The sequence below is a fragment of the Vibrio sp. Isolate22 genome (genome assembly GCF_022398115.1).
Lineage (GTDB): Bacteria > Pseudomonadota > Gammaproteobacteria > Enterobacterales > Vibrionaceae > Vibrio.
This window is the reverse complement of the sequence record NZ_JAKEUW010000020.1, coordinates 50,001-70,742: the sequence shown is the minus strand read 5'-3', so window position 1 is coordinate 70,742 and position 20,742 is coordinate 50,001. Positions and strand designations below refer to the sequence as shown.

At 42.7% G+C, this 20,742-nt stretch carries 29 protein-coding genes and 1 pseudogene; 27 read left to right on the top strand and 3 right to left on the bottom strand.

The window, feature by feature from the left end; genetic code table 11:
- The first annotated feature begins 170 nt into the window (after positions 1-170).
- Positions 171-425, top strand: a complete 255-nt coding sequence (locus L1D55_RS13560; protein WP_239917771.1) for a DUF3297 family protein — start codon at positions 171-173, stop codon at positions 423-425.
- A gap of 97 nt (positions 426-522) precedes the next feature.
- Here L1D55_RS13560 and L1D55_RS13555 read toward each other — a convergent pair whose 3' ends face one another.
- Together L1D55_RS13555 and L1D55_RS13550 are read right to left on the bottom strand one after the other, a co-directional pair.
- Positions 523-1,023 (bottom strand): hypothetical protein, encoded by a 501-nt coding sequence (locus L1D55_RS13555; RefSeq protein WP_239917770.1) that lies wholly within the window; start codon positions 1,021-1,023, stop codon positions 523-525.
- A gap of 196 nt (positions 1,024-1,219) precedes the next feature.
- Positions 1,220-1,936, bottom strand: coding sequence for a membrane lipoprotein lipid attachment site-containing protein (locus L1D55_RS13550; protein ID WP_239917769.1), 717 nt, complete (start codon positions 1,934-1,936; stop codon positions 1,220-1,222).
- A gap of 571 nt (positions 1,937-2,507) precedes the next feature.
- Between L1D55_RS13550 and glpT the strand changes: the two genes are divergently transcribed.
- From glpT to L1D55_RS13505, 9 genes are all read left to right on the top strand, one after another.
- Entirely contained in the window at positions 2,508-3,878 is a 1,371-nt protein-coding gene (gene glpT, locus L1D55_RS13545; RefSeq protein WP_239917768.1) for a glycerol-3-phosphate transporter, read from the top strand.
- An 82-nt stretch (positions 3,879-3,960) separates the two neighbouring features.
- Complete coding sequence (glpQ, locus tag L1D55_RS13540) at positions 3,961-5,016, top strand: glycerophosphodiester phosphodiesterase (protein WP_239917767.1); 1,056 nt, start codon at positions 3,961-3,963, stop codon at positions 5,014-5,016.
- Between the two features lie 222 nt (positions 5,017-5,238).
- Positions 5,239-5,703 (top strand): ASCH domain-containing protein, encoded by a 465-nt coding sequence (locus L1D55_RS13535; RefSeq protein WP_239917783.1) that lies wholly within the window; start codon positions 5,239-5,241, stop codon positions 5,701-5,703.
- Between the two features lie 97 nt (positions 5,704-5,800).
- Positions 5,801-6,745, top strand: coding sequence for a D-2-hydroxyacid dehydrogenase family protein (locus tag L1D55_RS13530; protein ID WP_239917766.1), 945 nt, complete (start codon positions 5,801-5,803; stop codon positions 6,743-6,745).
- Between the two features lie 37 nt (positions 6,746-6,782).
- A complete protein-coding gene (locus tag L1D55_RS13525) occupies positions 6,783-7,283 on the top strand; it encodes a GNAT family N-acetyltransferase (protein WP_239917765.1) in 501 nt (166 codons plus the stop codon).
- Between the two features lie 42 nt (positions 7,284-7,325).
- Entirely contained in the window at positions 7,326-7,847 is a 522-nt protein-coding gene (locus L1D55_RS13520; RefSeq protein ID WP_239917764.1) for an HAD family hydrolase, read from the top strand.
- Positions 7,840-8,442 carry a class I SAM-dependent methyltransferase gene (locus tag L1D55_RS13515; RefSeq protein WP_239917763.1) on the top strand — a complete coding sequence of 201 codons (603 nt, stop codon included), beginning with the start codon at positions 7,840-7,842 and terminating at the stop codon, positions 8,440-8,442. The genes L1D55_RS13520 and L1D55_RS13515 overlap by 8 nt, the downstream gene beginning before the upstream one ends.
- A 106-nt stretch (positions 8,443-8,548) precedes the next feature.
- Positions 8,549-8,929: an STAS/SEC14 domain-containing protein gene (locus L1D55_RS13510; protein ID WP_239917762.1), complete on the top strand. Its 381-nt coding sequence runs from the start codon at positions 8,549-8,551 to the stop codon at positions 8,927-8,929.
- Positions 8,930-9,126: 197 nt separating this feature from the next.
- Complete coding sequence (locus L1D55_RS13505) at positions 9,127-9,528, top strand: NUDIX domain-containing protein (protein ID WP_128160750.1); 402 nt, start codon at positions 9,127-9,129, stop codon at positions 9,526-9,528.
- A 30-nt stretch (positions 9,529-9,558) separates the two neighbouring features.
- Here L1D55_RS13505 and L1D55_RS13500 read toward each other — a convergent pair whose 3' ends face one another.
- Positions 9,559-9,960, bottom strand: coding sequence for a YkgJ family cysteine cluster protein (locus L1D55_RS13500; protein WP_239917761.1), 402 nt, complete (start codon positions 9,958-9,960; stop codon positions 9,559-9,561).
- A gap of 142 nt (positions 9,961-10,102) precedes the next feature.
- Between L1D55_RS13500 and L1D55_RS13495 the strand changes: the two genes are divergently transcribed.
- The 17 genes and pseudogenes from L1D55_RS13495 (at position 10,103) to L1D55_RS13415 (ending at position 20,529) form a co-directional block, all read left to right on the top strand.
- Positions 10,103-10,264, top strand: a complete 162-nt coding sequence (locus tag L1D55_RS13495) for a hypothetical protein (protein WP_198596896.1) — start codon at positions 10,103-10,105, stop codon at positions 10,262-10,264.
- Between the two features lie 120 nt (positions 10,265-10,384).
- Positions 10,385-10,774 carry a VOC family protein gene (locus L1D55_RS13490; RefSeq protein ID WP_239917760.1) on the top strand — a complete coding sequence of 130 codons (390 nt, stop codon included), beginning with the start codon at positions 10,385-10,387 and terminating at the stop codon, positions 10,772-10,774.
- Between the two features lie 88 nt (positions 10,775-10,862).
- The gene (locus L1D55_RS13485) at positions 10,863-11,471 is read left to right on the top strand and encodes a sugar O-acetyltransferase (protein ID WP_239917759.1); all 609 of its coding nucleotides are present in this window, start codon (positions 10,863-10,865) and stop codon (positions 11,469-11,471) included.
- Between the two features lie 220 nt (positions 11,472-11,691).
- Complete coding sequence (locus tag L1D55_RS13480) at positions 11,692-12,249, top strand: cysteine hydrolase (RefSeq protein WP_239917758.1); 558 nt, start codon at positions 11,692-11,694, stop codon at positions 12,247-12,249.
- 135 nt (positions 12,250-12,384) lie between these two features.
- Positions 12,385-12,984, top strand: coding sequence for a glutathione S-transferase family protein (locus tag L1D55_RS13475; RefSeq protein ID WP_239917757.1), 600 nt, complete (start codon positions 12,385-12,387; stop codon positions 12,982-12,984).
- Positions 12,950-13,091: pseudogene (locus L1D55_RS27690) on the top strand (DUF3265 domain-containing protein). Before L1D55_RS13475 ends, L1D55_RS27690 begins: the two are co-directional and overlap by 35 nt.
- Before the next feature lie 37 nt (positions 13,092-13,128).
- A complete protein-coding gene (locus tag L1D55_RS13465; RefSeq protein ID WP_239917756.1) occupies positions 13,129-13,623 on the top strand; it encodes a GNAT family N-acetyltransferase in 495 nt (164 codons plus the stop codon).
- Positions 13,624-13,781: 158 nt separating this feature from the next.
- Entirely contained in the window at positions 13,782-14,849 is a 1,068-nt protein-coding gene (locus L1D55_RS13460) for a hypothetical protein (RefSeq protein WP_105069056.1), read from the top strand.
- Positions 14,850-14,962: 113 nt separating this feature from the next.
- On the top strand, positions 14,963-15,496 hold the full coding sequence (locus L1D55_RS13455; protein ID WP_239917755.1) for a DUF6817 domain-containing protein: 534 nt from the start codon (positions 14,963-14,965) through the stop codon (positions 15,494-15,496).
- A gap of 77 nt (positions 15,497-15,573) precedes the next feature.
- Complete coding sequence (locus L1D55_RS13450; protein ID WP_239917754.1) at positions 15,574-16,395, top strand: NAD(P)-dependent oxidoreductase; 822 nt, start codon at positions 15,574-15,576, stop codon at positions 16,393-16,395.
- Between the two features lie 24 nt (positions 16,396-16,419).
- Positions 16,420-17,373, top strand: coding sequence for a transglutaminase-like domain-containing protein (locus L1D55_RS13445; RefSeq protein WP_239917753.1), 954 nt, complete (start codon positions 16,420-16,422; stop codon positions 17,371-17,373).
- A gap of 150 nt (positions 17,374-17,523) precedes the next feature.
- Positions 17,524-17,877, top strand: coding sequence for a tRNA-binding protein (locus L1D55_RS13440; RefSeq protein ID WP_239917782.1), 354 nt, complete (start codon positions 17,524-17,526; stop codon positions 17,875-17,877).
- A gap of 93 nt (positions 17,878-17,970) precedes the next feature.
- Positions 17,971-18,309 (top strand): aldehyde-activating protein, encoded by a 339-nt coding sequence (locus tag L1D55_RS13435; RefSeq protein ID WP_239917752.1) that lies wholly within the window; start codon positions 17,971-17,973, stop codon positions 18,307-18,309.
- 141 nt (positions 18,310-18,450) lie between these two features.
- On the top strand, positions 18,451-18,873 hold the full coding sequence (locus L1D55_RS13430; protein WP_239917751.1) for a GNAT family N-acetyltransferase: 423 nt from the start codon (positions 18,451-18,453) through the stop codon (positions 18,871-18,873).
- Positions 18,874-18,946: 73 nt separating this feature from the next.
- Positions 18,947-19,525, top strand: coding sequence for an HD domain-containing protein (locus L1D55_RS13425; RefSeq protein ID WP_239917750.1), 579 nt, complete (start codon positions 18,947-18,949; stop codon positions 19,523-19,525).
- A 21-nt stretch (positions 19,526-19,546) separates the two neighbouring features.
- On the top strand, positions 19,547-20,026 hold the full coding sequence (locus tag L1D55_RS13420) for an ATP-binding protein (protein WP_239917749.1): 480 nt from the start codon (positions 19,547-19,549) through the stop codon (positions 20,024-20,026).
- Positions 20,027-20,079: 53 nt separating this feature from the next.
- A complete protein-coding gene (locus tag L1D55_RS13415; RefSeq protein WP_239917748.1) occupies positions 20,080-20,529 on the top strand; it encodes a DUF3291 domain-containing protein in 450 nt (149 codons plus the stop codon).
- Positions 20,530-20,742 lie beyond the last annotated feature (213 nt).

The window sequence follows — 20,742 nt, the reverse complement described above, 5'->3', positions numbered from 1 at the left end:
TAAAAGTGTTTAGTTTTATGTAAGAAATAGGGCAAATATCGCCAATAAATCAAACAACTAGGCGCTGATTAAAGCTATCAATACAATTTATTACGGCAGTTGTTGAGCACAAAGCCTATATTGACTAGAATAACGCACTTTTTTTATTTACGTACATACAGGTAATGAACATGAGCGATACTAATTCAAGACCAGCTTTACCAGATCATCTTGCAGGCAACCCACGCAGCCCACACCACGTGGCTGAGTGTTTCGAATACCCAATCGGTATCCGTCTAAATGGTAAAGAGCGTACTGATGTTGAAGAATACTGCATCAGCGAAGGTTGGGTGAAGATTCCTTCTCCTAAAGCACTTGATCGTTTCGGTCATCCAATGCTTATTACTCTTAAAGGCACTGTAGAAGCTTACTACATCGAAGAATAATAGATTGTTGTAGCTGACTCAGCTGCGGAATACTGTTTATATAAGGGTCTAGAGAAATCTAGGCCCTTTTTGTATGGATAGTTTGGATTGGCAATGTTTACCAAGCAATACCTGCACCGATGGAAAATTCTAAATCTTCTCCTTCGGCCTTATCAAAACCTGCGGTCACAACGAAGCCAGTGTCCGTAATATAGGTTGCATCTAAGCCACCCACTTGTTTTGTTGTGCTATCAGAAAGCTCGTGTCCTTCAAAAGTAATATCCGTGTGTGTTCGTTTTATTCCGTAGCCGGGAGTGATATACAAGTTATCGGTAATACCAATCGGTGCATGAAACTGATATTCGTTGTCGCGTTGTTTGTACTCGTAAGCCCCGTCATCCTCGTTATATGCCGAGCGTGTAAACTCAACACCATAACCAACTGTTCCCGGACCACGATATTTCACATAAGAAGCAGACCAATCTCTCCAGCCTCTTTCAGCAGATAAGCCAAACGTAACGGCTGTTTCTTCTTGAGTCTGTTCGAAAGCGTTAACATGAGATGTAGAGAACAAAAGAAGAGAAGCTAAAACTGTAAGGGGAAGGGCTTTGATAGTCATTGGATCGCTCGCTTATGTGTACTTAATAGAGGCGCATATCGGTGATATGGAACGCCAGTAAATGAGTAACCTAGTCGGGATCGTCCTTGAGTTGTTTTTGTAATCTGTTTCCGTTGTTCTTGTTCTGAACAGGCACTCTCCAATTGAAAGAATGCCAGCTCAATGGGATGTCACTATCGTGAGGAGTCAAAGTGCACTATTTTAAAGTGCGTAGTTTGTTTACCTGCATCTTGGTACGGACTTTTGTCACTTCAGCATGAGTAGGCAGTTTGTCTTTAACTTTGTTCTTGATATCGGCAACTGGGATAAAGTTCCACTTACCATGATGATATTTAACAACAAATGTTTCACGGTCTATTTCTTCACGGAAAATCCAAACACCATCGTCTACACGTTTAAAGTCTCCAATGACGTCGCCGTTGGTGTCTCTCACTGTCCAAAAGGTATGATCTTGCTGTCGATAATCGATGGAATCTTTTTGTGCAGTAATCATTTTGTCACCTGCGGTTACTTTTACATGTCCATCGCGAACCAAGATTTCACCGACACGTCGCTCGCCAACGTAGATGCTGTATAGCGTTTCGCCATCGTGGTCTCGTTCCTTCACCGCACTGATGTTTGCTTCATCGTTACCTTTATTAAAGAAAGGAATATCGCCTAGCTCTGGGATGTGTATAAACCCGAGATCCGCTTGAGCGATTTTGTCTTTCAGTGTTGGTGCGTCAACGCCATACTTTGGGTCTGCGTTGTCATAACCGCCATCGTCATCTGTATCGTCATATCCAAAGCCTGGGTCGATATTTTCATAGCCATGATCCCCATCGAATTGTGGTTGAGCTGGTTCTGAGGTTCCGCCAGATGAGCAACCCGCAAGAACGGCAGTAAGGACAAGCGCGATAAGTGATTTGTTCATGATGTTTCCTATCGTTGGGTTTGTTCTAAACAGTTGATGCACAGAACGTGTTTATTGAACGCCAATAACTTTGACTTAGTTGCTCTGCTACATCGCTTGAAGTGAACGATACGTAAACATGAATGCTCAATAAATAAACTGGATCATAGTTGTCACATCACGACTGGTTATGTATTAGGTGCGCAAAAGAACGCTGGTGGGGATGAGTTGTATGTGGAGGGTAGGAAGCTGCGATCGGTTGTTCGCGGTAATAACTCATAAACGCAGTATTTAATATGCAGCTAGGACAATAATACGACGTACTGTGCTTGCTTAATGCTCGATTGCTCACTGCTGGCTAGTGCTTGCTCGATTTACAATTGGTTGAATAATCAACTAATGGTCAAAAATATGAAGCATGATCTAATTAAATGAAACTAATTTGCTGTATTTAAACAAATTTATTGTTAATAGCTATATGCATCACAGAAATTATTCCTGAAGCACATACAATCCCTCCTGTTTTCGAATGAGCGTTAATTCTTTCGTTCGAGCATTTTATTCTTCCTTCGCCCAATAACATGAGGTTCCTATGTTTGGAATATTCAAACCTATGGCGCATATCGATCGTTTGTCATCAGATAAGATCGATAGCACATACACACGATTACGATGGCAACTGTTCATCGGTATTTTTGTTGGCTACGCGGGTTACTACCTAGTCCGTAAAAACTTTAGTTTGGCAATGCCTTACTTGATTGAACAGGGTTTCAGCCGTGGTGAGCTGGGTGTGGCATTAGCAGCCGTATCTATTGCTTACGGTCTATCTAAATTCTTAATGGGTAGCGTTTCTGACCGTTCTAACCCTCGTTATTTCCTCAGTGGCGGCTTGTTAATGTCGGCACTGGTTATGTTCTGCTTTGGTTTCATGCCTTGGGCAACCGGCAGCATCACCGCAATGTTTATTCTTCTATTCCTGAACGGTTGGTTCCAAGGTATGGGTTGGCCAGCGTGTGGACGAACCATGGTGCACTGGTGGTCACGTAAAGAGCGTGGCGAGATCGTGTCAGTATGGAACGTTGCTCACAACGTGGGTGGTGGATTGATTGGTCCAATGTTCTTATTGGGTCTTTGGGCTTTTAACGACGATTGGCGAACCGCTTTTTATGTTCCTGCATTTTTTGCCACTCTCGTTGCTATTTTCATTTGGTTCACAGTAAGAGATACCCCTCAATCTTGTGGTCTACCGCCAATTGAAGAGCACAAAAACGACTACCCAGATGACTACGACAAATCTCACGAAACTGAGATGACAGCGAAAGAGATCTTCTTTAAGTACGTATTCAATAACAAACTGCTGTGGTCTATCGCAATTGCAAACGCGTTCGTTTACCTAATTCGTTATGGCGTACTGGACTGGGCTCCTGTTTACCTAAAAGAAGCGAAAGACTTCTCTGTAGATAAATCTTCTTGGGCTTACTTCTTGTATGAGTGGGCAGGTATCCCTGGCACGCTATTGTGTGGTTGGATCTCAGATAAACTATTTAAAGGTCGCCGTGCTCCAGCAGGTATCTTGTTCATGGTATTGGTGACTATCGCGGTGCTAGTTTACTGGTTTAACCCGGCAGGTAACCCAACTATTGATATGATGGCATTGGTTGCGATTGGTTTCCTAATCTACGGTCCGGTAATGCTAATTGGTCTATACGCACTTGAACTTGCACCTAAGAAAGCTGCGGGTACAGCTGCTGGTCTAACAGGTCTATTTGGTTACTTAGGTGGCGCAGTTGCAGCAAACGCAGTACTTGGCTTCATGGTTGACCATTACGGATGGGATGGTGGTTTCACTATCTTGGTGGGTGCTTGTGTTGCTTCAATCATCTGCCTGTTGTACGCGTTTGTCGGTGAGCGTAAGCACCATAAAGAGAAAAGCCTTGAGCGAGAGAAAGAGGCAATAGCTTAATCATTCTTTAACTCAACATCATCATACTAATAATTAAACGAGGCAGGGATAACCTGCCTCTATTTTATCAAGGAATAGAACAATGAAAACAACGTCACTGTCCCTGGCTCTATTGGCTCTAAGCTTATCGGCTAACGCCTTTGCCGATCCTTTGGTTATTGCTCACCGAGGCGCATCGGGTTACTTACCTGAGCATACTCTGCCTGCTAAGGCTCTTGCATATGCAATGAAACCAGATTACATCGAACAAGATGTTGTGATGACCAAAGACGACCAACTCGTCGTACTTCATGATCATTATCTAGATCGCGTTACCGATGTTGCAGAGCGCTTTCCTGACCGTGCGCGTGAAGATGGGCGCTACTACGCGATAGATTTTACACTCGCTGAGATAAAATCATTAAGAGTGACAGAAGGCTTTAAGCTTGATGAGCAAGGGAACAAAGTCGCAGGTTACCCAACACGCTTCCCAATGTGGCAGTCTGATTTCCGAGTACCAACGTTTGCAGAAGAAATCGAAATGATCCAAGGTTTGAATAAGACCCTTGGTTATGACGTTGGCATCTACCCAGAAATCAAAGCACCATGGTTCCACCGTCATGAAGGCAAAGACATCTCTAAAGCAGTACTGGCTACCTTGCACCAATATGGTTACCTATCAAAAGATGATAAGGTTTACCTACAGTGTTTCGATGCGAACGAACTAAAACGCATAAACGACGAACTCATGCCTGCGATGGAAATGGACCTCAAGCTGGTTCAGCTAATGGCTTATACGGACTGGAATGAAACCATGACTTACAAAGGCGATGTAGCGACGCCTTATAGTTATGATTGGATGTTCGAGAAGGGCGGTATGGCAAAAGTGGCGACTTATGCTGACGGTATTGGTCCTTGGAAACCTATGCTGGTGGACGATGCATCAACCAAAGATAACATCATCATTAAGCCATTGATGAAGTCAGCGAAAGACGCAGGCTTAGATGTTCACCCATATACATTCCGCGCTGATCCAGGCCGAATTCCAGGTTATGTCGATAACTTCGATGGTATGTTGGACGTGTTTTATAACCAAGTGAAAGTCGACGGTGTTTTTACCGACTTCCCAGATAAAGCGGTAGACTTCTTAAACCGTTAATTGGTTAATCCACAATAAAATACAAAGAGTTAAAAGCACTGCCTGAAGGTGTTTTTAGCTCTTTTTTTGATCTAAAATCCTGCGTTAAATCTGCTCTCTTAACACACTTTCATCTTTACTTGGTTTACACCGTTTACGCTCCTTGATAGGTTACGCGCAATGCAGTCAGTTGCTCAATATGTAGTGATTCTGGCTGAAACGAATATTGAAAATGGACCCATCATGGAAGAAAGAAGCAAAGCTTATCTAGATAGCTATCTCAATACACTGCCGGCTGAAGTTGCCAAACAATACACCTCATTCAGTGCTGACTATTACTGTGCGGATGAATACAACGCCAATCTATGCGCGCAGCTGATACTGAAAGGTGAAAAGCAAGCCTCATGCAGCATGGAATATTGGTATAGCCTTGAAGGCGAAACCATGCCCGTTGTTGGACATTTACAGGTGGTCACTGATTGGAACGGTGAGCCTGTCTGTATTGTTGAAGTTACCTCGGTGTCATTGTGCCCATATAACCAGGTGACGGCTGAGTTTGCTGCCGCTGAAGGCGAGGGGGACAAAACGTTGGTATGGTGGCGAGAAGCCCACTGGAACTTTTTCTCTCGCGAGTGTGAAGAGTTAAAGATTACGCCTAGTGAAGACATGATGTTGGTGCTTGAGCGTTTCAAAGTCGTCCATCAATAATTGGTTTGATTTATACAGAGAGCTACAAGTTAAATGAATCTTAACCCGTGGCATTTAACGCTCAAAAATAGCAAAGCAATAGAACAGGGAGTGTGTAGTGAAAATTGCGATATTGGATGATTATCAAAATGCAGTAAAAAGTCTCGAGTGTTACCGAAAGTTGGAAGATCATGACGTAACCGTATTCACCGAGACCTATCCAGAAAATGAACTAGCGTTGAAGCTGTGCGACTTTGAGGCGCTTGTGCTGATCCGCGAGCGTACCGAAATTACGGAGTCGCTGCTATCTAAACTACCAAACTTAAAAGTGATCAGCCAAACCGGAAAAGTCAGTAATCACATAGATCCTCAGCTGTGTGAACGTTTCGGTGTGAAAGTGCTAGAAGGGCGAGGTTCACCTGTCGCGCCTTCTGAGCTCTGTTGGGCATTGATTATGGCGGCATCTCGTCACATTCCTACTTACGCTTCAAACCTTAAACAGAATCAATGGCAAAGTTCAGGCGCACTCGGTTTAGGTAGAACGCTAAGGGGGTTGAAGCTTGGCATTTGGGGCTATGGAAAAATCGGGCGCTGCATCGCGCAATATGCCAAAGCGTTCGGGATGGATGTTATGGTGTGGGGTAGCCAGAATTCGCGAGAACAAGCACAAGCCGATGGATTCGAGGCGGCAGCAACTAAGCAGGAATTTTTCGAGCGTGTTGACGTACTCTCATTACACCTCCGTTTAAACAGTATCACTAAAAGCTGTGTTACTGCTAATGACCTCAGCGTGATGAAACCTGATTCGCTATTCGTGAATATCAGCCGTGCGGAGTTAGTCGAGCCTAATGCCTTATTTGATGAACTCACCAAGGTACCAAGTAAACGAGCAGCAATTGATGTGTTTGATATTGAACCTGCGACGCCGAATAACGAACCTCTGTTATCTCTACCAAATGTGACTGCAACGCCGCATTTGGGCTACGTTGAACAAAATAGTTACGAACTCTACTTTGATATCGCTTTTGATAACATTCTGTCCTATCAAAAAGGTGGCATATAGAGCTAGAATCTGCCCATACAAAAAAGGTCGAGAAAGTATGAACTTAACAGTCAGACAAGTCGTGGTAAGCGATGCTCAAGGCATAATCGACGTATTGAATCCAATTATCACTGAAGCGCGTTACACTATCTTGGATAAGACGTTTACGGTCGAAGAAGAAAAGGCATTTATTGAGTCGTTTCCAGAGCGAGGTGTATTCAGTGTTGCTGTCAATCAAACGACTGGTGACCTGCTTGGTTTTCAAAACGTAGAGCCGTTTGCCTCATATACAAAAGCCTTCGACCATGTGGGTATTATTGGGACTTATGTTGACGCAAACAGCCGTGGGCAAGGCGTTGCAAAGTATTTGTTTGAACATACATTCGAAGTCGCAAAAGCCAAAGGCTACGAAAAGCTTTTTGCTTATGTCCTAGCAGATAACGAGCGCGCATTAGCGGCGTACCTCAAACAAGGCTTTGAAACTGTCGGAATTGCAAAGAAACACGCCAAGATTGGCGAGCAATACTTTGATGAGATTCTTATCGAGAAATTCTTGTAAGTACGGTAAAACATTCGAAACATCATCGATGCAGGAGGCATGATGAGCAAAGGCATAAAATCAACGGCTGCAACCAAGCTGACCAAAACAGTGTTATTTGATTGGGGCAACACCTTAATGATCGATTTTCCAGACGCACAAGGGAAAATGTGTGACTGGGAAATCGTACAAGAAGTGAGTGGAGCACAAGCTTTACTCGCTGAATTGTCCAAGCATCACAACATCTACATCGCTACCAATGCGGCCGATTCAAGTAAAGCTGACATCATCTGTGCGTTTGAGCGAGTTGGCCTGTCGCAATACATCGATGGTTACTTCTGTAAGGCGAGTATTGGTTTATCTAAATACGAACCGGGCTTCTATCCTGCGATCATCTCTCAACTCGGGATAAAGCCACAAGAGATCACCATGATTGGCGATACCCTAGAGAAAGATATCTACCCTGCGCTTGAGGCTGGCCTGCAGGCTGTTTGGCTCAACACTGAAGGTGCCATCGCAGATACAAACTTACCTATTGTTGAGGTTCAAAACCTGACCGAACTGCTGGAGTTATGCAATGGATGATCATTCAGAGATTTGGCGTCAGTATTATCAAAAAGCCTTAGATAAGCCTCATTCAAAAAGAACAGAATTCGCTATGAAGCTGAACGAGTCAGGCTTAAATGTAGCGATTGATTGCGGTTGTGGTACAGGAAGTGACATTGCGTTTTTAGAACAGCCAGGCCACCAAGTTTATGGCTTCGACGTTAATCCTGACTCAATATCGATATGTCGAGACAGGTTCGGTCAAAAAGCTTGGGTCGAGATATCTCAAATCGCATTTGAAGATTATGACTATCCCAAAGCCGGGCTAGTGATTGCGAACTCCAGCCTATTTTTTGCAGAGCCAAATCAGTTCGATCAGACGTGGCAACGAATCATCGATAGCATTGAAATCGGTGGTGTATTTGCGGGCGATTTTATGGGGGTGGACGATAGTTGGGCTTATGGTTACCGAACCTCTACAACGCCTCTCACAAAGGCAAAAGTACTGAGTCTATTTGATGCGTTCGAAGTTATCCGTTTTCACGAGCGAGACGAACAAGCGCTTACATCATTAGGCAAGATGAAGCATTGGCATACTTACTCTGTTGTGGCGATTAAGCGACGTTCAACCTAGTAACGTTAAACTAAAATTTTCTGTGCTTTCATTTTGAAAGCAACCTCTCATTTGTTGCCTAATTAATACTCTAAGCTAAGCCTATATTTCTAAGAAGGGCTAGGTTATGAGTATCGAACGTCATGGAATATCGGTTGGAATTGAGCGTGTTAGCGGCGAAACCATTATCGTGTTCAAAGCGAAAGGGAAACTAACGCACGACGACTATCAAGCAATGATACCTATGTTAAAAACCACCATAAAAGAGATCGATTCATCAGCATTAAAGATGATGGTCGATATCTCAACGCTGACGGGGTGGGAACTGCGTGCCGCATGGGATGATTTCAAACTCGGTTTAGAGCTCAACTCCAAGATAGATAAAATCGCTATTTGTGGCGATAAAAGCTGGCAAGAACTGGCATCAAAAGTGGGGAGCTGGTTTGTGTCAGGTGACATCAAATCATTCGAAGACCACGACTCTGCCATAGAGTGGCTTGTTGATTAGATTCATCACATCTTATTTCAAATGACAGCCAGTGGTAAGCGTTGACCTTTAACCAACCACCAGCTGTCATTCATCGACTCCCAACGTCATTATTTATGTAATTCAATAGAATATGCTGACGGCTGTAGGTAACATACCGCCCATGCGATATCGTCGCTTTAATTAGAATAAGACGCACAATAACAAGGTTTAACAACATGAATAAGGTAATTGATAAGCTCGCTTGGATATTCATTCAAGATGGCAAGCTGCTGATGGTGAGATCAAAAGGCAAAGAACTGTTTTACTTACCGGGCGGAAAACGCGAAGCGGGTGAAAGTGATGAGCAAGCATTGCTTCGTGAAATCAAAGAAGAGATTTCAGTCGATTTAGTACCTGATTCAATCAAATACGTTGAGACGTTTACTGGCCAAGCTGATGGCAAAGCGGAAGGCATTTCTGTGCAACTGACTTGTTACGCTGCTGACTACACAGGTGAGCTATCGCCAGACGCTGAAATCGAAGAGCTTAAGTTTGTCGATGGCAATGACAGAGAAGTATGTTCATTGGCGGCACTGGTTGCGCTAGATTGGTTAGAAGAGAATCAGTACTTGTCGTAACGACGAGGTCAGCTCCCCCAAAGATCACAATTATGAAAAGCTTGAAGGGCGACTTCCTTTCATTAAAAGGTCGAGCTTTCTTTGAGCTTTTTTCGTATCTTGCAGATCCACCACTTCAATCATCTCACACTCATCCCTGACCGTCTCATTGATTAGGCTAGGGTAGTGTCGGCAATCCTCTGGGCGGTCTAAGTAAATACTGCATGTGTATTTGGCTTGAGCGTTCGTGTTTTTATTCGGGACGACCTCTAGAAACGGACAACGAGTTAAACGTTCGCCGGATTGAGGATCGAACCAAATTTCACCACCGCGAACATATTCAAAGATGTCCGGGTTGAACAGTTCCCACAAATCAACCTCTTCTTGAGTTGCGGCGAGGTCGCCATCCCCATATTTGATGCAACATTTTCCGCATTGATTACAATCTTTCATTCTTGGCTTCTTCGTTGGCTGACTCTTTTAATGTTACCACTGATACGCGTGGCACGTTGATTTTGTTGTTCAAAGTATAAAAATGGCGCGATAAACAGTGATACAATTTGGCTTTATAAGTGATTAATACTAAAGGCTTCAAATGAGAACTATCTACACCACTGAAGGCGATATAAACGCAAAGAAACAGAAGGACGCTTACCCAAAGCTAGCATTATGTGAAAGTTGCGTGCGTGATTACGTGGTAATTGAACAAGGCGAACGTACTTACCAGCCTTGTGCAAAATGTGGTGCTGACGATTAACTCATATTCAAACCCTGCACGTTCAATGAGGTGGTTGTTACGTGACAATGTCACCTAACATTTACCTCATTGCTGAGCTACACATAAATCACAAAGGAATGGCCCGTAATGGAGAAGGAAATGTCCAACGTAGAAAACCTGAAAGTCACTGAAATAAAATCGTTTGTTCCCGCAAAGGATTTCGACCTATCTAAGCGTTTTTACCAAGCTCTGGGGTTTGAACTCATGTCTGAGTTCCATGATATTGCCTATTTTCGTCACGGTGATTATGCATTCCTTTTACAAGATTTTTACGAACCTGCGCACTGTCACAATTACATGATGCACTTGCTCGTAGAAGACGTAAAAAGTTGGTATCAGCACGTACAAAACTCTAATGTAGTGGCGGAATTTGAAGTAACCGTTACCGAGGTTGTTGAGCAGCCTTGGGGAATGCTTGAGTTTTGTATCACAGACCCAAGAGGCGTGCTATGGCGTGTTGCCGAGAACATAAGCCCGCGTAACTCGTAACTTGTTTTAAGGCCAGTGAAACGCTTCAAATTATCCATATGTCGCTTTATGTATGCCGTTCTTCGGTAATTATCAAATAGGTTCAAACATGGATATAAAGGCAAAAATGCACAACCAAGACGTTTATTACTGTGATGACGTCGATCTGGTCGCCGAGCAAACGCAATGCTTAGAAGTGCTGTACGATTTCAACCACACTCGCCCGAGTGAGGGTAAAAAACGCCAACAAATTATGAAGCAATTGTTCGCAGAAGTCGGCGAGGGTTGTTACATAGAGCCGCCACTACACGCTAACTGGGGCCGTCACACTCACTTGGGTAACAACGTATACGTAAACTTCAACCTAACGCTGGTTGACGACACCGACGTATTCATCGGTGATAACGTAATGATTGCACCTAACGTCACCATTGCGACCGGCACACATCCCATCAGCCCTGAACTCAGGCTCAAAGCCGCCCAGTTCAATGTTCCTGTCCGTATCTGTAACAACGTATGGCTTGGCGCACACACGGTTGTGTTACCGGGCGTTACCATAGGTGAAAACTCGGTAATTGGCGCTGGCAGCATAGTCACGAAAGACATCCCAGCGAATGTGGTTGCGGTAGGCAACCCTTGTAAAGTTGTGAGAGAAATCAACGAACGCGACCGAGAGTACTACCACAAAGACCACCGTATTCCAGAAGAGCTGAAGTAAGCTTTAATGACCAGATTCTTTATGTTGGGAATTTGGTCATACTAGACAGAAAAATTCCTTACTTTCTCTAACACCAAGTCTAGCTGTGATATAAGTCGTTGTTATATAATGACTAGATTGCATATGAGGTGTGAACGGTAGAAACTAGACAGAATTAATCTGCATTTAAATACAGAATAATTCTGTCTAATAGAGCTGTTAGCTTTCCTAGGAGATCATCATGACTAAATTACTACTAGTTATTGATATGCAAGAGGACTTTTTCCAGCAGGGTAGACTCGCTGAAAAAAGAACGGAATTTACTCGCTCATTGAACGAGTTGGTGCATGCCTTTCGTAGAGAACGTCAGAAGATTATCTGGGTGCGGCAAGTCTTTAAAGAAGACTTGTCGGATACATATTTAGCGTTACGACAATCGAGTCAAAAGTGGACTATAGATGGTACTAACGGCTGCAAGCTATTAAGTGAGTTGTCTCGACATCCTGAAGAGCATGAAGTTATTAAAAAGCGCTATAGTGCTTTCTTTGAAACAGAACTCGATGAAATCTTAAATGAAATGCCACCTAGTGAAATTGTAATTGCTGGTGTAAATACTCATGCATGCGTGAGAGTCACCGCTATCGATGCGTATCAACGGGACTACCATTTGTTACTGGCCCAAGAGTGCATCGATTCGTATGACCAAGGTTGTCATGATGAATCATTCGGATACATGGTAAATAGTGGTATCGGAGTTCCATTATCCAACACTGAGATCGTCGATAGATTGAAAAGCTAACAATAAATTTAAGAGTGATTCACAACGCTTGGCACTTTCAATTCAAGCCAGTTTAGTGTTTATGGCACAATGGTTTAGATTAGGTGTAAGCGTTGTTCACACCTTAATTTGGCGTTATGCTTTTCGGGAGGATGTATGGAAGTTTCGCTGTATAGCGCACAAGGTTCGAATAGTTCTGAAAGGGTGGAGTGGGTACTAAATTTTAAGGGTATACGTTACGATAGAATTGAGGTCAGCTCTGACGAACTAACGACCACATACCTAGATGTAAATCCTTTTGGCTATGTCCCATCTCTTTGTGTCGATGGCTCGCTATTCTCTGAATCAATGGCAATTATTGAGTATTTAGAAGAACGCTTTCCCAATCCAAGCTTATTTGGTAAAAGCCTCAATGAAAAAACTCATATCCGCAGAGTTTGTGAGTATGTAAACTCCAGTATTCACTCTCCCCAAAACAGAACAGTGTTAAGGTTTATGCGTCCAGAGTTAGATGAGATGTCAAAGCGAGCACTTCGTGCGAACTGGATTATGCGTTGCTTAGAAAAGTTAAGTACATCGATCTGTTGTGATTCAGGATTTGCAGTGGGTAACGACTTTAGCGTAGCCGATATATTTGTGGCTTCAATCTACAAAAAAGCGTTGCAACATGGTTGTGTGAGAAACGACTTTTACGACAAGCATTTGATGTACATAAGGGCAAATGACAGTGTTGTGGTTTCAGAACCACAAGCATAACAAACTGTTCAAGAGGGATTCGCAACGCGTGGCATTTTTACTATGCGTTGGTTTTAGTGTTTAAGGTGGTATGCGGCGGCTTTGGTATTGCGTTGCTCACCCCTTAACAGAGCGTTATAAGGCTCGAAGATAAAAGGGATTTACGTGGAAATCAGAGTAGGGAAGCTAAGCGATGTCGCAGCCATCACCGATATCTTTAACTTTTACATAGAGCATACTAACGCTCGTTTTGAAGAGCAGGCATTTACGCAAGAAAACCGTCTAAATTGGTTCTCTCAATTCTCATGTAATAGTAAGCATCAACTTTTCGTTGCTATCGAAAGTGGGGAGTTGCTAGGTTTCGCATGTTTCCAGCCTTATAGGGACATTTCAGCATTTGAGGATACAGCTGAAGTTACCGTGTACCTTGCTTCAACAGCAAAAGGTAAAGGTGTTGGTTCAAAACTGTATTCTAAGCTGTTCTCATCAATTTCTGGTTACGGAGTCCACAGGGTGTTGTCAGGTATCGCATTACCTAATGATGCTTCAGTTGCCTTACACAAGCGTTTTGGTTTTAGAGAAATTGGCGTATTCAATGAATATGCAAAGAAAAATGGTGAGTACATTAGTTCGGTTTGGTTGGAAAAGGCGCTTAACTAAAAGTCCGCCTTATAACAAAGCGTTTAAGACAGATTCCCAACGCTTGGCATTTTCGGTTTGCTTTGAATTTAGTGTTTACGGCACAATGGTTTAAGCTAAGTGGTCTGCGTTGCTCACTACTTAACGCGGCGTTATGCCACAGGAGTAAAATGAGAGATATGGCAGAAATTAGAAATATAGAAAACCGTCCAGAAGAGTTATTCGAACTCCCTTATTACAAAGAATTGCCAGAACTACCTGTGACCATTGATATGTCTGGAAGCATTGGTAAATTCCTAGAGTTTGACTTATTCGATTTAGATGGAGTTCAACCGCTCGAGATGAGGCACATGCTTGCTAACGACCGATTAGTTCATGTAAATCCATCTGAAAAATCAATCGAAATCTATAAAAAAGAGAAAGTGACGTTTCAGTTGGTATTTGTTGTAGTTAATGCTTACGGCTTTGAAGAGAAAGACGGTGTTTTAGTTGGTAAGCCTTACAATATATCTTTACAACCCGCTAGTAAAAGGGGAGAACTTTCCATAGTTACTCCTGAATGGATTGAAAAAATTGATTTGGAAGAACAAAATCGAGCACCAAAGATTTACCGTGGTTTCAACCCGTTTGCAGGAGCTTATGGGTTACATATGATGGGATATACCGACTACACAGGTATTGAATCAGATATGATTGGTTTTGTTGTTGGTACATATGCATTGGCTATGCCTTTTAAGCATCATGAAGTTTTGAGTCCTGCCGTCCCTGAGCCTCTTCGTAATAACAAGCAAGTTCGCCAAGACTACGAAAAATATCGGAAAAGTTGGTACTTTAAGCCGTTTAAAAAAGTTAAGCCTAAACGTATTTGGGGGTGTGATTCCCCTATTGAGTTATTCCTATTGCAAGCAATGGACTCTATTGGTCTTTACCCTGAGTTGCAGACAATTATTTGCGAAGACGGCTTCACTGTACCGGGCTTCCATAAATTATGGGAAAACTCTAAGTCTCGACGTCGGTTGAAAACAATTACTGATGCTGACTATTACTTTCCAGAGAAAAAGCTAGCGGTATTCTGTGATTCAATAGCTCATCACTCGTCGCCAGAGGCTATCGCAAAAGATAAAGCCATTGATGACAAACTGCAAAAAATTGGTATTACAAGCCTTAGAATCTGCGGTAAGGACATTGCCAGTTCTCCAATTGAATGTGCGAATAGAATTCGTACCAAACTTGACGAAATGGCATAACAAAGCATTTAAGAGTGATTCCTCACGCTTGGCAGTTTCGCTTCGCTCAAGTATAGCCAAGCGTGTATCACACCTTAATGCGGCGTTATGCGACCTAAAGGAAATTGAGGTTTATGGATAAATTTTTAATGCTTCAAGAGCTTGGTGCGGGTGATTTTCAGCACCTTAACGGTTCATTGGAAGCACACCTGAAAGGAACTGAACAAGTTCTAATTAACTGGGGTAGTAGCAAGTTACTTCAAATCGCAGGTCTCTTTCATGCCGCGTATGGAACAGCGGGTTTCGATGAAAATATGGTGTCGCTAAGTCAGCGCCAAGAAATAGCGCGAATTATTGGTAATGATGCAGAAGCATTGGTTTACTTGTATTGCTCATGCGACCGAGACTATGTATTCCCTCAATTTGGCAAGGTGCTAGAAATCCAATTTAAAGACAGATTTACTGGTTCAATATTCAAACTCGAGAGTGCAACGGTGAAGTTGTTTTGCGAGTTAACGGTCGCTAATGAGCTAGAGCTTGTCTATAACAGTGAAGAGTTCAAGCTCAAATATGGTTCTGAGCTATTTGAACTGTTCCAAGGTATGGACAGCTACTTAAGTACCGAGGCTAGAAAGGCGTACAAATCAGCATTGTCGAATTTCGCATAACAAGCGTTCAAGACGAATTCCCAACGCTTGGCAGTTTTGGTTCAAAGTGTTTTGTGTAATCGAGAGCTAAAGAAAGAATGAAAGTACTGATAGCAGGATCTAATGGGTATATTGGTAGCCACGTGACTAAGTTGTTTGTCGAATGTGGCTTTGAAGTTTCGACATACAGCAGGACTCGCGGTGTCTTATCTTCTATTTGGAGGCTTAACCAAGCCCCATCAGATTTCTCTGGTTACTTTGATATCGTTATAAATTGTGCTCGCCCACATTGGTCAGAATTTTCGCCGGAGGAAATAGCTGATTTAGAGTCCAAGCTGCTAACTCAGTTGGATAGATTCGCAGCTGAAGGAGCGACAAAAATCCACACATCGGGTGTTTGGCTATTCGGTAATGCTTCGTGCCATGACCTCAAAGAGTTTAGGCTTAGGCCTCTAGAGGTGGTGAAACCGGACACGGTTACAATAGGCGACGCTATCAAGAAAAAGTGGCATGTCGTTTACTGTCCTAGTTTGGTTTATGGTGGTGAAAACTGCCAGCTAAAGCGAATTGTAGATTCTTTATCCGACCAAACTCTCCAAATAGCGATACCATCTAAAGGCAATAACCAATATATCCATGTTGATGACATCGCTAAATTTTATTTGGCACTAGTTCGAGGTAAACGTCCCGCTATACAACATTTTATTGCAGAGATTGAAGGGTATAGTCCTGAGGCTTTTTCCCAGCTGTTACTAGACTGTCAAATCGTAAAGCGGGTTCATAAGATCAGTTGGGGTGAATTTGAGAGGCAACATGGCGCTTCAGCATCCGAAATTGAAAAGCTAAATCTTAACCTTCCAATTAGTCCTTTGTTTGAACCGACAGAGTCATTGAGGAAGTATATAGAAAATTATACATAACAAACTGTACAAAATTGATTCTTAATGCATGGCATTTCTTACCTCACATCATCACTAGACGCCATGTATACGCACGCATATCTACATAGGCTTAAACCAATGGTTATCAACGACTATATACAAAATACGGAGTTTACAGAGCTCCCTAATGATTTGCTCGATATCAGTAGAGTGCCTGATGATATAGCGGGTATATGTAAGTTTGTTCAAGGGAACCTTATTCACTCGTATTGGCTTGAGCACTATGGTGTTGAGGCTGACCCGCTAAACAAACTGACAGAAATGCAGACTCGGCATGCTAAAGACTTAGTGTCTTTGGCAATGTTGAAATCAGCTGAGCCTGCGCATACACTCAAGAAGTCAAACCACAGAGTTATCAGTATTTGTAGAGATTTTTCACTACTGGTTTGCGCTATTTTGAGGGCAAAAGGAGTACCAGCCCGGCTAAGGAGTGGGTTTGCGACTTATTTGGCTCAAAATTATTTTGAAGATCACTGGGTATGTGAGTATTGGAACGAAGGGAAAGGGTGGGTATCCGTGGATGCTCAGCTAGACGATGTTCACCGTCAAGTGTTGCAGTTTGAATTTGATTCGTGTGATGTACCGTCAACAAACTTTATAGTGGCAGGACAAGCTTGGAAGTTGTGCCGCGAAAACGTGGAGTCTTCTGATAATTTTGGTTTTCGAGATTTTAAAGGCTTAGCGTTTATCAAAGGGAGCCTCATTCGAGACTTGTATGCATTATCAAAATTTGAAATGCATACATGGGATACAGGGTGGGGCATACTGCCTAAATTCATGAGCCCGATTTCTGGAGAATCTGAATTAGCTTTACTGGATGAACTTGCGGAGGTTAGTTGCTCTTCAGATAGCGCCAAAGCTGTTGAGTTAGTTAAGTCGTGTAGTGAAATAAAGCTTCCAAGTGATTGGGAATGCTCGAAGTTCCCGACTTTAACTGAGCTCTATGTGTCACTATAGCTGCAGAATTTATACAAGGCTTTAATAACTCGAAACTTTCAACTCATCCTAGGGTTTTGTGTTTATGGCATAGTGCTTTATGTTAGACACTAGTACTACTCACTACTTGATGTAGCTTTATACGTTCCGAATATATTTGAGGACAGATGCATTAAACACGCTCCAATTAAAGATGAAATCACATTTGATGACTTCGCAAAAATCGACATTCGTGTGGGTTTAATCGTTGAGGTTTCCGAGGTTGCTAAATCCGATAAGCTGATGAAGTTGACGGTCGACTTTGGTGACCATAAGCGTTCGATCTTGGCTGGCATAAAGCAAGAGCGTGAAAACCCGAAGGAAATAGAAGGTAAGCAAGCATTGTTCGTTGTTAACCTACCTGAACGAAAAATGGCTGGTGAAGTGTCTCAGGGTATGTTGTTTGATATCGGCTATGAAGACAAATTGCAGCCGTGTTTAGCTTGCCCTGAGAACGAAATGCCAAACGGCGCTAGAGCAGGGTAAACCTCACAGCAAGGTGTTGTGAACGGATGAGGGTTGATTTGTTCTAACATTTCTAATCCTCTATTAGGTTTAAGCCAGTACAGGGAGCGTTGCATGGAGTTAAAGTGTCACTGTGGGAATGTAAGTTTGATATTAAGTTCGCTACCAAAAGAAGTTGGTGAGTGTAATTGTTCTATTTGTCGTCGCTATGCAGCGGCTTGGGCGTACTTTTCTCCCGAGCAAGTTCAAGTCAATACGAAGGAAGATACGGACTTTTATTGTTGGGGCGACAAAGAAGTTGAGTTCCATCGTTGTAATAATTGCGGCTGTTTAACACATTACGTGACAACGCAGAAATGTTCTGAAGATATCTTGGCTGTAAACATGAGAATGGCCGATATTGAAACGCTTTCGAGAATTCCTGTTCGAAAGATCAATGGCGCATCGTATTAAGCCCCAAAGAATAAAATGGAACAGATTTTCAAGGTTCGGCAATTTTGGTCTGAATCGGCTTTTAGCGTAGTTGTTTATACCACTCTTATTTACTTAAGCTGTCAGCAGAGTACACACGTAAATTGAGTGTTCGGGGGTTCAATGATTTCGTACCAGCAAACAAAAGATCTATCCGCTTCGGCGAAGATGACTTTTTTAAATATGCGTTCTTACTATGAGCAATACTCGGTCGAATGGGATTGCGTTAAGATCGAAGAGCAAATTCGCGATTTAACTAACCTCGACATAATGCTCAACGGAGAAATAGTTGGTGCTATCCGCTTAGTTTTTGATGATGACAGTTGTTACATTCGAGACTTACAGGTCAGTGAGCAGCACCAAGGTAAAGGCATTGGTGCACTTGCCTTTACTGAATGCGAGCGCTTAGCGGTTGAGGCTGGTGTAAATCGACTTAAGTTACGAGTCTTTAAAATTAGCCCTGCATTCCGACTTTATGAAAGAGTGGGCTTTGTAGTAGATAGCGCTGATGACAGATTTTACAACATGTCGAAAAAGCTCTTCTAGCTAACTGTTGGTGTTAAATGTAGGTCCTCACACTTGGCACCAAGTGCTCTATGAATTCACCGGATATAATGTGATGAAAAATATAGAAATAGAAGGCGTCTTGGAGTTTTTAAGAGGTGCTGAGCAGCTTAAGAACACATTGCGAACAGCTCGAACTTCAAATGGTCGACATGAAAGTACCGCTGAACACACTTGGCGTTTATGTTTGATGGTAATGATGTTCTCAGAGCATTACCCACATATTGATTCGCTCAAACTGACAAAAATGTGCATCATTCACGATTTGGGTGAGGCCATTGGTGGTGATATTGCCGCCATCGATCAAGTAGAAGGTTCGAATAAAGGAGAGCAGGAAAGGCGTGATCTGATTACGTTAATTGCGCCTCTTCCTGATTACTTGCAACAAGACATTCTCTTGCTTTGGGATGAATACGAAAACGCGTCATCAGAAGAAGCAAAGTTAGCTAAAGCTCTCGATAAAATTGAAACCTTGCTACAGCATACTCAAGGGCAAAACCCAGATGACTTTGATTATGGGTTCAATTTGGCTTATGGCAGAAAGTACACTGACAGCGATGAACTGACAGCTTCGATACGCGAAATTATAGATAAAGACACAGAAGCTTTAGCATCTGCAAACAACACGCTTTAAAGACTAAGGTAACGAGGAATTATGGCTAAAATCTATTTCGTATGTGGTTTCATTGGTTCCGGTAAGACGACTTACTCCAAGCAGCTTGCAGACCAACATAACGCTTTTAGTTTCTCGATTGATGAGTGGATGATTCCCCTATATGGCGAGCACATGGATCGCGATGTCTTCGATAAACGGCTCGCTACGCTACAAGACTTGTTTAAAGAATCTGCGCTTCAGCTATTTTCTCTCGATGTCCCTGTTATTTTCGACTTTGGCTTTTGGAAGAAAGCAGACCGTGATGCTTTTATAACATGGGCATCGACTGTCGGTGTTGAAAGTGAAGTTCATTACCTCGATGTATCGTTTGAGACATGTAAGCAGAGGGCATTGAAGCGCAACGCAGATCTGAACGGAAAGTCGTATGAAATGACGCCTGATATGCTAGCGTTGTTCTGGTCTTGGTTTGAAATACCAACCTCAAATGAAAATGTGGTCTGGGTTCAGCAGACAACCTAGGCATTAATAAAAGGCTTAATGGTTCCATCATAATCATTCAAGGAAGAAGTATTGTGAAACTCGCTCAATTAAATATCGCTCTCGCGAAATACCCTTTAGATGCACCAGAGATTAAAGACTTCGTCGATAATTTGGAATTGGTAAATGGCATTGCCGAAAGTAGTGAAGGGTTTGTGTGGCGTCTTAAAGATGAATCTGGCGATGCAACCAACATAAAAGCGTTTGATGATCCGAACATGATCGTCAATATGTCTGTCTGGGAATCGGTCGACGCCTTAAAGAATTTCATGTTTCGAACTCACCACCGCGACTTTATGCGAAGAAAGGGCGAATGGTTTCATCGATTAGCGGAAGACACATATGTGCTTTGGTGGGTTAAAGATGATCACATCCCAACCCTTGATGAAGCGATTGAACGTTTAGAGCACCTCAGAGAAGTGGGAGACTCTCCTTACGCATTTACCTTTAAAACCAACTTCACTGAGGAAGAGGCTCCTAATTAGCCTGTTTAACCTTAATCGCGCTCGTGAGCCGTTCGTTTGAATCGTTTACTCGCCTAAGCACGTAATCATTAACAGATCTTTGTTAATAGCGTGTATCACTACGCACTTCCACATCTATTCGCGTTGGTGGCATATTTGCTAAGGTAGTCAATATGTTACGAAAGCCTATCAAGTCGCAATTACAGAACTACTTTTCCATTCAATGCCTGGATG